Origin of the sequence: Streptomyces sp. NPDC048106 (assembly GCF_040706415.1) — a bacterium.
In the GTDB taxonomy this organism is placed as follows: domain Bacteria; phylum Actinomycetota; class Actinomycetes; order Streptomycetales; family Streptomycetaceae; genus Streptomyces.
Genome location: NZ_JBEZND010000009.1, coordinates 212,176 through 225,390, shown reverse-complemented (window position 1 = coordinate 225,390; position 13,215 = coordinate 212,176). Strand labels below are relative to the sequence as shown.

General features: G+C 75.1%; 13 protein-coding genes. 7 read left to right on the top strand and 6 right to left on the bottom strand.

Annotated features, from left to right (window positions below; translation table 11 throughout):
* On the bottom strand, positions 1–717 hold the full coding sequence (locus AB0927_RS12615; RefSeq protein WP_366667560.1) for an ABC transporter permease: 717 nt from the start codon (positions 715–717) through the stop codon (positions 1–3).
* Positions 718–719: 2 nt separating this feature from the next.
* Positions 720–1,640 (bottom strand): ATP-binding cassette domain-containing protein, encoded by a 921-nt coding sequence (locus AB0927_RS12610; RefSeq protein WP_366667559.1) that lies wholly within the window; start codon positions 1,638–1,640, stop codon positions 720–722.
* Positions 1,641–1,747: 107 nt separating this feature from the next.
* Here AB0927_RS12610 and AB0927_RS12605 point away from each other — a divergent pair, with 107 nt between their 5' ends.
* The 3 genes from AB0927_RS12605 to AB0927_RS12595 all read left to right on the top strand — a co-directional run bounded on the left by AB0927_RS12605 (position 1,748) and on the right by AB0927_RS12595 (position 4,927).
* Positions 1,748–2,902: a histidine kinase gene (locus AB0927_RS12605; RefSeq protein ID WP_366667558.1), complete on the top strand. Its 1,155-nt coding sequence runs from the start codon at positions 1,748–1,750 to the stop codon at positions 2,900–2,902.
* Between the two features lie 111 nt (positions 2,903–3,013).
* Positions 3,014–3,673: a response regulator transcription factor gene (locus AB0927_RS12600; RefSeq protein ID WP_366667557.1), complete on the top strand. Its 660-nt coding sequence runs from the start codon at positions 3,014–3,016 to the stop codon at positions 3,671–3,673.
* A gap of 96 nt (positions 3,674–3,769) precedes the next feature.
* Positions 3,770–4,927 carry an ROK family transcriptional regulator gene (locus AB0927_RS12595; protein ID WP_366667556.1) on the top strand — a complete coding sequence of 386 codons (1,158 nt, stop codon included), beginning with the start codon at positions 3,770–3,772 and terminating at the stop codon, positions 4,925–4,927.
* 28 nt (positions 4,928–4,955) lie between these two features.
* Here AB0927_RS12595 and AB0927_RS12590 read toward each other — a convergent pair whose 3' ends face one another.
* From AB0927_RS12590 to AB0927_RS12580, 3 genes are all read right to left on the bottom strand, one after another.
* A complete protein-coding gene (locus tag AB0927_RS12590; protein WP_366667555.1) occupies positions 4,956–5,876 on the bottom strand; it encodes an alpha/beta hydrolase in 921 nt (306 codons plus the stop codon).
* A gap of 113 nt (positions 5,877–5,989) precedes the next feature.
* On the bottom strand, positions 5,990–6,751 hold the full coding sequence (locus tag AB0927_RS12585) for a GntR family transcriptional regulator (RefSeq protein WP_366667554.1): 762 nt from the start codon (positions 6,749–6,751) through the stop codon (positions 5,990–5,992).
* Between the two features lie 240 nt (positions 6,752–6,991).
* Positions 6,992–7,876, bottom strand: coding sequence for an RNA polymerase sigma-70 factor (locus AB0927_RS12580; RefSeq protein WP_366667553.1), 885 nt, complete (start codon positions 7,874–7,876; stop codon positions 6,992–6,994).
* 123 nt (positions 7,877–7,999) lie between these two features.
* Here AB0927_RS12580 and AB0927_RS12575 point away from each other — a divergent pair, with 123 nt between their 5' ends.
* From AB0927_RS12575 to AB0927_RS12565, 3 genes are all read left to right on the top strand, one after another.
* Positions 8,000–8,653 carry an NAD(P)-binding domain-containing protein gene (locus tag AB0927_RS12575; protein WP_366667552.1) on the top strand — a complete coding sequence of 218 codons (654 nt, stop codon included), beginning with the start codon at positions 8,000–8,002 and terminating at the stop codon, positions 8,651–8,653.
* 111 nt (positions 8,654–8,764) lie between these two features.
* Positions 8,765–9,598, top strand: a complete 834-nt coding sequence (locus AB0927_RS12570; RefSeq protein WP_366667551.1) for an alpha/beta hydrolase — start codon at positions 8,765–8,767, stop codon at positions 9,596–9,598.
* A gap of 387 nt (positions 9,599–9,985) precedes the next feature.
* On the top strand, positions 9,986–11,383 hold the full coding sequence (locus AB0927_RS12565) for a GNAT family N-acetyltransferase (protein ID WP_366667550.1): 1,398 nt from the start codon (positions 9,986–9,988) through the stop codon (positions 11,381–11,383).
* Positions 11,384–11,444: 61 nt separating this feature from the next.
* On the opposite strand, the gene AB0927_RS12560 is transcribed toward AB0927_RS12565, so the two are convergent.
* On the bottom strand, positions 11,445–12,644 hold the full coding sequence (locus AB0927_RS12560; protein ID WP_366667549.1) for a PLP-dependent transferase: 1,200 nt from the start codon (positions 12,642–12,644) through the stop codon (positions 11,445–11,447).
* Positions 12,645–12,704: 60 nt separating this feature from the next.
* On the opposite strand from AB0927_RS12560, the gene AB0927_RS12555 reads away from it, so the two are divergent.
* Complete coding sequence (locus AB0927_RS12555) at positions 12,705–13,190, top strand: Lrp/AsnC family transcriptional regulator (protein WP_366667548.1); 486 nt, start codon at positions 12,705–12,707, stop codon at positions 13,188–13,190.
* Positions 13,191–13,215 lie beyond the last annotated feature (25 nt).

The window sequence follows — 13,215 nt, the reverse complement described above, 5'->3', positions numbered from 1 at the left end:
TCAGGCGTCCCTGCGGTGCAGGGTCCAGCCGCCCGCGAGCAGGGCCGCCGCCGCCCACAGGGCGCAGACCGCGAGGCCGGTCCAGGGGCCGAGAGGACCGTCCCAGGTGCTGTGCAGGACGACCTGCCCGGCGCGGTCGGGCAGGAGGTCGGCGACGCCCGAGGACATGTCGCCGATCACGAAGGACACGATCAGCAGGAACGGGATCAGGATCGACAGGGTCGCGACACCGCTGCGCAGCACGGCGGTGAGGCCCGCGGCGAACAGCGCCATCAGCGTGAGCTGGAGGGCGCAGCCGACGGCGCCGCGCAGCCCCTGGGCCCAGGTCGGACCGTCGGCACCGAGGACGGCCTTGCCGACCAGCAGCGTGACCACTCCGGTGAGCAGTCCGGCGGCGAGCGCCGGCAGGGCGATCGCGGTGGCCTTGGCGGCGAACCAGCGCGGCCGGTCCGGGGTGGCCGACAGCGTCAGCCGGAGCGCACCGCCCCGGAACTCCGCCGCCACGGCCGTCGTGCCGAAGGCGATGGCGGCGATCTGTCCGAAGCTGACGCCGAAGAACGCCGAGAACAGCGGGTCGGGGTCGTTCTGGTCGGGGGAGGCCGAGGCGAGCGCGGAGAAGGCGGCCGTGACGACGACGATCGCGGCCAGGGAGCCGACGAGCGAGCGCAGGGTGCGGATCTTGATCAGCTCGGCGCGCAGGACCGGGGTGAACGGCATGGTCAGGCCTCCTGGGGCTGGGCGGTGAACTCGGCTTCGGCGGCGGTCAGATCGAGGTAGGCCTGCTCCAGGGTGCCTTCGCGGGCGGCCAGTTCCAGGACGGGCACGCCCGCCTCGGCCAGCAGGCGGCCGAGGTCCTCGGCGCGGGTGTGCCGTACCGTCCAGGCGCCGTCCGGGTGCCGGGTGGCGTCGTGGCCGTGCCGGGCGAGCAGGTCGCCGAGCGCGCCGGTGTCGGTGCTGCGGACCCTGACCTCGGGCTGGACGCGGGCGTCGATGAACTCCTGGACGGGGGTGTCGGCGAGGAGCCGGCCGCGGCCGAGGATCACCAGGTGGTCGGCGAAGGCGGCGGTCTCGTTCATCAGATGGCTGGAGACCAGGACGGTACGGCCGTCGGCGGCGAGGTCGCGCAGCAGGGTGCGGATCCAGACGATGCCCTCGGGGTCGAGTCCGTTGGCGGGCTCGTCCAGGAGGATCACCTCGGGATCGCCCAGCAGGGCCGCGGCGATGCCGAGCCGCTGGCGCATGCCGAGCGAGTAGGTGCCCACCCGGCGCCGGGCCACCTCGGCGAGGCCGGTGCGCGCCAGTACCTCGTCGACGCGCCGCCCGGGGACGCGGTTGCTCGCCGCGAGGGCCCGCAGGTGGTCGCGGGCGGTGCGGGAGCCGTGCGCGGCCCCGGCGTCCAGCAGGGCGCCCACCCGGCGCAGCGGGTCGCGCAGCGCGGCGTACGCCAGGCCGCCGATGGTGGCGGTGCCCGAGGTGGGGCGGTCCAGGCCGAGGACGAGGCGCATGGTGGTGGACTTGCCCGCGCCGTTGGGCCCGAGGAACCCGGTGACGCGGCCGGGGCGGACGCTGAAGGTCAGATGGTCCACGGCCCGCCGGGCGCCGTACTCCTTGGTGAGGTCGCGTACGTCGATGCTGGTCATGGCTGCAGCCTGGTGGGCGGCGGCAGTTGGCGCCTCCCCCGCCGGTGGGGTCCGTCTCCCCCGTGCGGGGGAGGCCCGTTGTCGGTGGCGGGTGCGAGGATGTGCGCATGGTCCGCCTCCTGCGCCCGTTGCTGCGCGGGACGACGTACACGCGACTGCTGCATCTGTGGGTGCCCATGCTGATGGAGAGCCTGTGGCTCTTCATCGATCCCTCGCGCCCCTGGGTGCCCGCCGTGGTGCTCGTCCCGCTCGGTCTGCTGCCCGCGGTGCGGTTGGGCGAGGGGGTGCAGGCGCGGTGGTTGCTGACGCCCGGTGCCCGGGAGTCGGGCATATCCGAGGCTCCGTCGGCGAACTGGCGCGACCGGCTGCGCACGGTGGGGTGGCTGGAGCTGCGCTGGGTGCTCGGCTGGATGGCCTGCTTCGCCACGGTGTGGCCGCTCATGGCCGCGGTCGAGCTGGCGCGGTGCGCGTGGGGGCGCGCGCCGTCCGGGCTGCCGCTGCTGGACCGGCTGCCGCCGTCCCGCGGCTGGGCCCTGCTGGCGCCGGTTCCCCTGCTCGTCCTGTACGGCGCGGTCGTCGGCCTGGGCGCGCTGATCACGGTGTGCGCGCGGCGTCTGCTGGGGCCGTCGGCCGCCGAGCGGCTGGCCGCCCTGGAGGAGCGCACCGAGCGGCTGCTCGAACGCACCCGGATCGCGCGGGAGTTGCACGACTCGATCGGGCATGCGCTGACGGTGGCGGTGGTGCAGGCGGGTGCGGCGCGCGCGGCGGGCGATCCGGAGTTCACCGACCGGGCGCTCGGCGCGATCGAGGAGACCGGCCGGGCCGCGCTCGCCGACCTGGAGCGGGTGCTGGGGGTGCTGCGCGAGTCCGGGCAGTCGGCGAGCGCCCGGCCCACCCTGGCCGACGCGGACCGGCTCCTGGAGTCGGCGCGGGCCTCGGGGGCGACGGTGGACGCCGAGGTGTCGGGGCCGGTCGCGGCGGTGCCGGGGCCGGTCTCGCGCGAGGGCTACCGCATCCTCCAGGAGGCGCTGACGAACGTGCTGCGGCACGCGGGCGCGGTCCCCGTGCGGGTCCGGGTCGCGGTCACGGACGACCGGCTGCTGCTCCGGGTGCGCAACGCGCTGCCGGAGCCGATACCCGGCCCCGGCCGGGGCAGCGGGCTGCGGGGCATACGGGAGCGGGCCGCGCTGCTCGGCGGCAGCGCGCGCACCGGCCCGGAGAAGGGCGAGTGGCTGGTGCGGGTGGAACTGCCGCTGGGCTGAGCCGGGCGCGCGGGCAAAACCGCCCCGAGCCCGACCGGCCGGTGCCGGGGGGCCGTCGGATTGGTTCAGCGCACGGTACAAGATCCGTAAGAGAGGCCCTAGGCTGGCCGGATGCCGGTCACCGTACTCCTCGTCGACGACGAACCCCTGGTCCGCGCGGGGCTGCGGGCCGTCCTCGACGCACAGGCCGACATCGAGGTGGTGGGCGAGGCCGCGGACGGGGCCGCGGTGATCCCGCTGGTGCGCCGGCTGCGGCCCGACGTCGTGGCCATGGACGTACGGATGCCGCTGCTGGACGGCATCGAGGCCACGCGCGCGGTGCTGCGCACCGTGCCCGACCCGCCGAAGATCCTCGTGGTGACCACCTTCGAGGACGACGAGTACGTGTATGAGGCGCTGCGCGCGGGCGCCGACGGGTTCCTGCTGAAGCGGGCCCGGCCCGCCGAGATCGTGCACGCGGTGCGGCTGGTCGCCGAGGGCGAGTCGCTGCTGTTCCCCGCCTCGGTACGACGCCTCGCCGAGCGGTACGGCGACGGCGGCGACCGGTCCGCGCGTGCCGTCCTGGACCGGGCGCGGCTGACCGAGCGGGAGGCGGCGGTGCTGCGGCTCATGGCGCGCGGGCTGTCCAACGCGGAGATCGCCGCCCGGCTGGTGGTGGGCACGGAGACGGTCAAGTCGCATGTGAGCGGCGTCCTGGCCAAGCTCGGCGCGCGCGACCGGACACAGGCGGTGATCGCCGCGTACGAATCGGGGTTCGTGGAGCCGCGCTGAGCCGCGTGTCCCACTCCGGCCGAACCCGGCGCTCGCCGGGGCGCAGCAGGCCGAGTACGATCCGGCCAACACGCCCGCGAGCTGGGAGGACGGACGGTGGGGCAGCTGACCGGCGGCGATCCCTCGCTGCTGCGAAGGATCAACTCCGCGGTGGTGCTGCACGCGCTGCGGGCCACGGACTGCGCGACGCTCACCGAGATCGCCCGGGTCACCGGACTGTCCCGGCCCACGGTCGAGGGCGTGGTCGAGGGGCTGATCGAGGCCGGGCTGGTGGTGGAACGGGCCGCCGACGAGGGGATCGCGCGTCGGCAGGGGCGCCCGGCCCGCCGGTTCCGCTTCCGTGCCGAGGCGGGGCATCTGCTGGGCCTGGAGGTCGGCCCGCACCGGGTCGCGGCGCTGCTGTCCGACCTGGACGGGCGGGTGCTGGGCCGGCAGGCCAAGGAGGTCGGCGAGGCGGCCTCGGCGGACGAGCGCCTGGACCGGCTGCGGGGCACGGCCGCCGAGCTGCTGCGGCGCTGCGGGGTTCCCCGTGACTCGCTGCGCGCGGTCGGCGTGGGCACGCCGGGCATCGTGGCGGCCGACGGCACGGTGCGGCTGAGCACGGCGCTGCCGCAGTGGACGGGCCTCAACCTCGGCGAGCGGCTGAGCCGTTCCTTCAAGTGTCCGGTGCTGGTGGAGAACGACGCCAACGCGGCGGCGGTCGCCGAGCACTGGAAGGGCGCGGCGGACGAGACGGACGACGTGGTGTTCGTGCTGGCCGGGCTGAGCCCCGGGGCGGGTGCGCTGATCGGCGGCCGGCTGCACCGCGGTTTCGGCGGGGCGGCCGGGGAGATCGGGGCGCTGCACCTGCTGGGCCGGGAGGCCACGCCGGAGACGCTGCTGTCCACCACCGACGAGCCGTTGCACCCGCTGGACGAGCAGGCGGTGGCCAAGGTGTTCGCGCTGGCCCGGGAGGGCGATCTGCGGGCGCGGGCGGCCGTGGAGCGGTTCATCCAGCGGCTGGTGCACGACGTGGCCGCGCTGGTGCTGGCGCTCGATCCGGAGCTGGTCGTGATCGGTGGCTGGGCGGCCGGGCTGGACGGCGTGCTGGAGCCGCTGCGCCGTGAACTCGACCGCTACTGTCTGCGGCCGCCCCGGGTGGCGCTGTCCCTGCTGGGCGAGGCGGTCGTGGCCACGGGGGCGCTGCGGCTGGCCCTGGACCATGTGGAGGAGCAGCTGTTCGCGGTGGAGGGCACGGTGACGGCGCGCCGCTGACGGCGCTCGGGGTCCTCGCCGGGCTCCGCTACGGGGCCGCGACGCCCGCCGCGGCCAGCAGTTGGCCGGCCACGGTCCGGGCGCCGTCGTCGCCCGTGAGGATCGTGTAGTGGTTGGTGCCGGGGACGTGGCGGGGGTGGACCCGCTCGGGGTCGAGCTTCGCGGCGGCGAGGCGGTGCTCGTCGTACAGGCCCTGCGGCTCGTTCATCAGGCCGCGTTCGGCCCAGAGCAGCCGGGCGGGGAGGGGCAGTCGGTGGATCACGCCGGCCATCTCCGCGCCGAGCTGGTCGATGCCGTCGACGCGGACCGCCTCGATCGCGCAGGAGGAGCGCAACTCGGGTTCGACGCCCACGAGATCGCGCTGGAGGTAGGCGTCCACCCAGGGCGACCAGGCGCCGGCGAAGCCCGGGTGGCGCTGCCAGAACGCCCGGTAGGCGGCACGGTCCGCGAACGTCATCGACAGGCGGCTCATGGCCGGGCCGAGCACCGCGTCGATCACCTCGTCGGGTGCAAGTCCGGCCGGCACGGGGAAGGGCACGCCGCCGTCGACGAGCAGCAGCGCGGACGGCAGGCCCGGGTGGCGCACCGCGGTCAGCACGGCGGTGGCGGCGCCCATGGAGTGGCCGGTGAGCACCACCGGGCCGGGCGCCAGCTCCCTGGCCACGGCGGCCATGTCGTCGGCGTGCGCCGCGATGCCGTACGGGCCGGGCAGGTGTCCGCTGCGGCCCCGGCCGCGCAGATCGGGGGCCAGCAGGGTGACGCGGCCGGCCAGGTGGTGGGCGACCCGGCCCCAGGACAGGCCGTTGCCGGTGATGCCGTGCAGGGCCAGCACCACGGGGGCGCCGGGATCGGCGGCGGGCCAGCGCAGTACGGCCAGCTCGCCGCCGGGCACCGGGACGTGCGGCTCCTCGTACGCCGGTACCCCTGCTGTGGGCTGGACGCGGCTCATGGCGGGCGGCCTCCTCGCGGTGCGTGGTCGCCGAAATCATAGGAGCGCCGCGCGGTGGACGGCGTGGTGCCGTACCGGCGCGCCCCGGTGCGGTTCCGGGGCGCGCGGGCGGGTCAGGAGGCCCGCTGGGCGGGGTCGTGGTGGATCTCCACGCCCGCGGTGTCGCCGAAGGTCAGCCGGCAGGTGTCGGCGCGGTAGGTCGCCACGGAGAGGGCGGCGGTGCGGCCCTCGGCGAGGAAGCGGGTGGTGACGACGAGGACGGGCGAACCGGGGAGCCGGTCCAGCTCCCGGGCGTCGTCCGCGCGGGCCGAGCCCAGTTCGACGGCGCGGTCCTGGCCCTCCAGCTCCAGGTGGTGCAGCTCGCGCAGCACCGCACGCGCGCGGGCCGCGCCGAAGGGCGCGTCGATCGCGGTGAGGCCGGGCACCGAGGCGGCCGGGATGTAGAGGAGTTCGGTGGCGACCCGCTGGCCGCCCGACGTCCGGGAGCGGCGCACGGTGTGCACGAGCTCGTCCGGGCCGGTCTCCAGCGCGGTGACGACGGCCGCGGGCAGCGCCTCCTGGACGCAGTCGACGGCCTGCCAGGCGTCCCCGGCGGCGCCGGGCCACGCGTGCTGTTCGCCGCCGACGGCCACGCCCACGCGCGGGGGCGCGACGGTGGTGCCGACGCCCCGGCGGCGCTGCAACCGGCCCTCCAGCTCAAGCTGTTCGAGGGCCTGGCGGAGCGTGGCGCGGGCCACGCCGAAGCGGGCGGCGAGGTCCCGCTCGTTGGGCAGGATCTCGCCGACGGAGAACTCGGAGTCCAGTGCCTCGCTGAGCACGGTCTTGAGATGCCAGTACTTCGGTTCCTGCACCGAATCCAGCTGCGTGGTCCCCACCCTGTCCTCCGCAAGAGCCGTGGTCCGGCGGTTTTTAGCGCCCTTGTTTATTAAAGGTTGTTGCACTTATCTGCGACCATAGGACGGCCGACATCCTTGGTCAAGACCAATCCTCGATCCCCGGGCCCGTGCGCAGGGGGGCCGCAGCGGAGCGTTCACGAGCCGTTCGTACGCGGTGTTCCGGGTGACATCACGGCAAAGCCCCCGTCGCGGGACGGGGGCGGTGCCGGACGGCCGGGTTCAGTCGTCGGCCAGATGGCGCAGCTTGTCGGGGTTGCGCTGGATGTAGACGGACGTCACGCGGCCCTGGGCGGCGTCGAGTTGGAAGAGGCTGTCGGGCTTGCCGCCGGACAGGACCAGGACGGCCGGGCCGCCGTTGGCCTCCAGCAGCCGCACGGAGAAGTCCGGTACCGCGGCGGGGGCGACGGCGGCCAGGAAGCGGGCGACCTTGTCGGCGCTGTGCATGATCCGCAGGGCCGCCTTGGCCTTGCCGCCGCCGTCGGAGACCAGGCGGACGTCCGGGGCGAGCACCGACATCAGCCCGTCCAGGTCGCCCCCGGACGCGGCGCGGAGGAAACGCTCCGTCAACTCGCGGCGCCGGTCGGCGTCGACGTCGTAGCGCGGCCGCCGCTCCGCCACGTGCCGGCGGGCCCGACCGGCGAGTTGCCGTACCGCCGGTTCGCCGCGGTCGAGCAGGGCCGCGATCTCGGCGAACGGGAAGCCGAACGCCTCCCGCAGCACGAACACGGCGCGTTCCAGGGGGGACAGCGACTCCAGGACGACCAGGACGGCCAGGGAGACGGTGTCGGCGAGGACCGCCCGGTCGGCGGCGTCGGGGGCGACGTCGCCGTACTCGGTGAGGTACGGCTCCGGCAGCCACGGTCCGACGTACGACTCGGCGCGCGAGCGCACCTGGCGCAGCCGGTCGATGGCCAGGCGGGTGGTGATCCGCACCAGGTAGGCGCGGGGCTCGCGGATCTCCGCGCGGTCGGCGCGGGCCCAGCGCAGCCAGGTGTCCTGGACCACGTCCTCGGCGTCGGCGACCCGGCCCAGCATGCGGTAGGCGACGCCGGTGAGCAGGGTCCGGTGCTCCTCGAAGACGTCGGTCGCGGGGTCGGCGGTCATGACCTCATCCCATCCGACACGCCCCGGCGCTGTCCACCCGGAATCTCGGCGCGCGTGCGCGTGCCGGACCACAATGACCGCGCGGACCGCCGGGGGCCGGCGGCCGGGAGCCGGAGGTTTGCGATGCGGTACGGGGTTCTGGGCACGGGCGAGGTGGGCCGGGCGCTGGCCGGGCGGCTAATGGAGCTGGGGCACGAGGTGACGCTGGGGTCGCGGACCGCGGACAATCCGGTGGCGCGGGAGTGGGCGACGGCGGCGGCGGGCCGGGCGCGCGCGGGGACCTTCGCGCAGGCGGCGGAGGCGGGCGAGGTGGTGGTGAACGCGGTGAGCGGGCGGGTGGCGCTGGACGCGCTGCGCGCGGCGGGCGCGGCGCACCTGGACGGCAAGGTCCTGGTCGACGTCTGCAACCCGCTGGCCTTCGAGGAAGGGGTGCCGCGGCTCGACCCCGTGGAGTCGGACAGCATGGGCGAGCGGATCCAGCGGGCGTTCCCCGGGGCGCGGGTGGTCAAGACGCTGAACACCGTCAGCTTCAAGGTGATGGTGGACCCGGGGCGGGTGCCGGGCGAGCACCACATGTTCGTGTGCGGGGAGGACGCGGTCGCGAAGGAGCGGGTGACGGCCATGCTGGGCGAGTTGGGGTGGCCGACCGGGCGGGTGCTGGACCTGGGGGGTATCGCGGTGGCGCGGGCGACGGAGATGTATCTGCCGCTGCGGGTGCGGTTGTCGAGGGTGTTCGGGCACGAGGACTTCAACATCGAGGTGCGGCTGGCGGGTTGACGTCGGTCCGGTGGCATGGCTGTCATGGCCCGCACCCCGGGGCTACCTGTCGGTAGCAATTGCTGACAAGCTGTCTACGGCGTCCGTCAGCAGCCGAGCCGAGGAGCACTCATGTCCGCCACCGTCTCCTTCACCATCCCGACCCCGCGCGGCCCCGAGGACGTGGCCGTGTCCTGCGCGCGCGTGGGGCGCGGCGAGCCGCTGGTCCTGCTGCACGGCATCGGGCACCACCGGCAGGCCTGGGACCCGGTGGTGGACATCCTCGCCACCGAGCGCGAGGTGATCACGGTCGACCTGCCGGGCTTCGGCGCGTCCCCCGCGCTGCCGCCCGCCCTCGCCTACGACCTGCCCACGACGAGCGCGGTGCTGGGCACCCTGTTCGAGACGCTGGAACTGGACCGTCCGCACATCGCCGGCAACTCGCTGGGCGGCCTGCTCGCGCTGGAGCTGGGCCGCGAGAAGCTCGTACGGTCCGTCACGGCCCTCTCCCCCGCCGGGTTCTGGACGGAGGCGGAGCGGCGGTACGCCTTCGGCACGCTGCTCGCGATGCGGGGCATCGCCCAGCGGCTGCCGGTGCCCCTGGTGGAACGGCTCAGCCGCAGCGCGGCGGGCCGCACGGCGCTGGTGAGCACCATCTACGCCCGCCCCGCCCGCCGGGCCCCCGAGGCCGTGGTGGCCGAGACCCGGGCGCTGGCGGAGGCCACGGGCTTCGAGGCCACCCTCCGCGCCGGCAACGCGGTCCGCTTCACCGACCCCCTCCCCGGCCTGCCGGTCACGGTCGCCTGGGGCACCAGGGACCGCCTCCTCCTGCGCCGCCAGGGCGTCCGCGCCCGGCAGACGATCCCCCACGCCCGCCTGATCCGCCTCCCCGGCTGCGGCCACTGCCCGATGAACGACGATCCGGCGCTGGTGGCACGGGTGATCCTGGACGGCAGCAAGGACTGAGCCGAGGGGACCAAAAGGGCCGGACGGCACTCGGGAGCGCGGCCGTCCGGGCGCAGCGGCCCGGCCGGGGCGGCCGGTAATCGACGGTCCCCCGGCCGGTTACCGTACGCTTCGAGCCATGCCGCGCACCGGCGTCATCCCCCGGCGCGCGGCAACCCAACTCGGGCGCGGGGCGCGGCTCTTCCCCCGCACCGGGCATCCCGCACCGGGCATCCCGCACCGGGCATCCCGCACCGGGCGTCCCGTTCCGGGAGCCGGCCGCGGGCGCCGGGGGCGGGCGCCGGCCGGGACGAGAACAAATGGGGCGGAGCATGCTTTACCTGACGGTCACAAACAGTTCGTGATCAGGCAACACGCTTCCTTCACAGTGGCCGTATGACTCCGGACATGTCTGATGTGACCCGCGCCCGGCACGGCAGGCCCGTGCACCACTGGCGGCGGGACCTCGTGGAACTCGCCGCGCTCTTCACGGCCGTCGCCGTGGCCGACGGGATGGCGAACCTGGTCGGGCACGGCCCCGACGGCCCGGCCCTGCTGGTGTTCTCGGCGCTCGCGCTGGCCGCGACGGCCGGCTTCCACACCTGGTGGGCGCGGCGCCACGGCCACGCACCGCCGCCCGCCGGTGATACCGGTGCCCGGCCGGCCGCCGAGTCGCGGCCGACCGGGTCCGCCGGGCCGTACGACGGCGCCGGGGAGGTGACCGGGACCGGCACGCTGTGGCGGATGCGGACGACGGTCAGGGACGAGCCCGGTTCGCTGGCCGCGCTGTGCACGGCGCTGGCCGAGCGCCGGGTGGACATCCTGAGCCTCCAGACGCATCCGCTGGCCGACGGCACGGTGGACGAGTTCCTGCTGCGCACGCCCGGGACGCTGAGCGCGGCGGAGCTGACACGGGCGGTGGCGGCGGCCGGGGGCGCGTCCACGTTCGTCGAGCGGGCGGACGCCCACGACCTGGTCGACGCCCCGACGCGGGTCCTCGGCCTGGCCGCCCGTACGGCGCTGGACGCGGCGGAACTGCCGCTGGCGCTGAGGCAGTTGCTCGGCAGGTGCACGATCCGCTCGCTGCCCGGCCACGGCCCCGGCCGGGACTCCGTGCCGGTGGAGGGGGTGTTGGAGGACACCGTCATGCGGCTGCGGGCGTCGGAGGGCGGTGTGCTCACCGTGGAGCGGCCGTATCTGCCGTTCACGCCCACCGAGTTCGCGCGGGCCCGGGCGCTGGTGGAGCTGGACGCGCGGCTGGGTCCGCGGATTCCGGACGGGCAGGACGTGCTGACGCTGCCCGAGGGCGAGGACATCGCCGTACGGCGGATCGACACCGGCGAGCTGGCGGCGGCGAAGGCGATGCACGAGCGGTGCTCGGCCCGCACGCTGACACTGCGCTACCACGGGCCGGTCGGCGACGCCGACCGCTATCTCGGCCACCTCCTCAGCCCCCGCTTCGGGCGGACGCTCGCCGCGCAGACGCCCTCCGGACGGATCGTCGGCCTCGGGCACCTGCTGTGGGACGGCGACGAGACGGAGATCGCGCTGCTGGTCGAGGACGACTGGCAGCGGCGGGGCGTCGGCGCCGAACTGCTGCGGCGGCTGGTGGAGATGGCCCGCTCGGCCCGCTGCGACAGCGTGTACGCCGTGACGCAGGCGTCCAACACCGGGATGGTCGCGGCGATGCGGGGCCTCGGGCTGCCGCTGGACTACCAGGTGGAGGAGGGCACGCTGGTGATCACGGCACGCCTGGCCACCGAGGTATCGGCCCGCCCGGTGTACGACACGGCGCGCCGGGACTGACGCCGATGGGGGTGCCTCTCCCAGGCCCTCGGGGCGCCGGGCACGACGGCACGCGCCCCCGTCAGCGCGCCGCCTCCCCCGTCCCCACCGGGACCCGGACCGGCTCCCCCAGTGCCTGGTCCAGGTCGGCCCAGAGGTCGTCCACGTCCTCCAGCCCCACCGACAGCCGCAGCAGCTTGTCGCTGACGCCCGCGCCCCGGCGGTCGTCCGCGTCCACGATGCGGTGGCTGATGGAGGCGGGGTGCTGGATCAGGGTGTCCACGCTGCCCAGGCTCACCGCGGGGGTGATCAGCCGCACCCGGGAGATCAGGTCGTGCGGGTCGCCCTCCACCTCGAAGGCGATCATCGCGCCGCCGATGCGCGGGTAGTGGACGCGGGACACGCGCGGGTCCGAGGCGAGGCGGCGGACCAGCTCCGCGGCGTTCGCGGATGCCGCCCGGACCCGGACGGGCAGGGTGGACAGACCGCGCAGCAGGAGGTAGCCGGCCAGGGGGTGCAGGACGCCGCCCGTGGCGAAGCGGACCTGGCGGAGCCGGCCGGCCAGTTCCTCGTCGCAGGCCACGACGCCGGCCAGCACGTCGCCGTGCCCGCCGAGGTACTTCGTCGCACTGTGCAGGACCAGCCGCGCCCCTTCCTCGGCCGGCCGCTGCAGCACCGGGGTGGCGAAGGTGTTGTCGACGAGCAGCGGCACCGAACCGCACGCGTACGCGATGGCCCGCAGGTCCAGCTCGGCGAGGGTCGGGTTGGCCGGGGACTCGACGATCACCAGGCCGGTGTCCGGGCGCAGCGCGTCGGTGACCCCGGCCGGGTCGGTCCAGGTCACCTCGGTGCCGAGCAGCCCGGCGGTCAGCAGGTGGTCGCTGCAGCCGTACAGCGGCCGTACCGCCACGACATGGCGCAGCCCCATGGCCGAGCGTGCGAGCAGCACCGCGCTGAGGGCGGCCATGCCGCTGGCGAACGCGACCGCGGACTCCGTGCCCTCCAGGCGGGCCAGCGCGGTCTCGAAGCGGGCGACGGTGGGGTTGCCCAGCCGGCCGTAGACCGGCGGCCCCACCAGGTCGGCGCCGTCGGTGGCGAAGGCGTCGATGCGCGCGGCCTCGCCCCGGCTGTCGTAGGAGGGGTAGGTGGTGGACAGATCGATCGGCGGGGCGTGCAGCCCCTGGCGGGCGAGATCGTCGCGGCCGGCGTGCACGGCCTCGGTGGCGAGGGCTCTCGGTGCGGGGCGTACGTCGTCGTAGGCACCCATGGTCGCTGTGTCCATGCCAGGAAGGGTGAACAACGAACGGGTTGACGGGGTCAAATCCCGTGTTATGTTCGCCCGATGGCCGAATCTGTCGTACTGGATCCGGTCGATCTCCAGTTGCTGCGGCTGCTGCAGAACGACGCCCGGATCACCTACCGCGACCTCGCCGCCCAGGTCGGCGTGGCGCCGTCGACCTGTCTGGACCGGGTGACCCGGCTGCGCCGCTCCGGCGTGATCCTCGGCCATCGGCTGCGACTGGATCCGGCCAAGCTCGGACGCGGGTTGCAGGCGCTGCTGTCGGTGCAGGTCAGACCGCACCGCAGGGAACTGGTCGGGCCGTTCGTGGAGCGGGTGCGCGCGCTGCCGGAGGCCCGCTCGGTCTTCCATCTGACCGGCCCGGACGACTACCTGGTGCATGTGGCCGTCGCGGACATGGCCGACCTGCAACGACTGGTGCTGGACGAGTTCACGGCGCGCCGCGAGGTCGCCCGCGTGGAGACCCGCCTGATATTCCAGCAGTGGGAGTGCGGGCCGCTGCTGCCGCCCGGCCACGCCGACAGCTGAATCCCCCTCGGGCCGGGTGACGCGC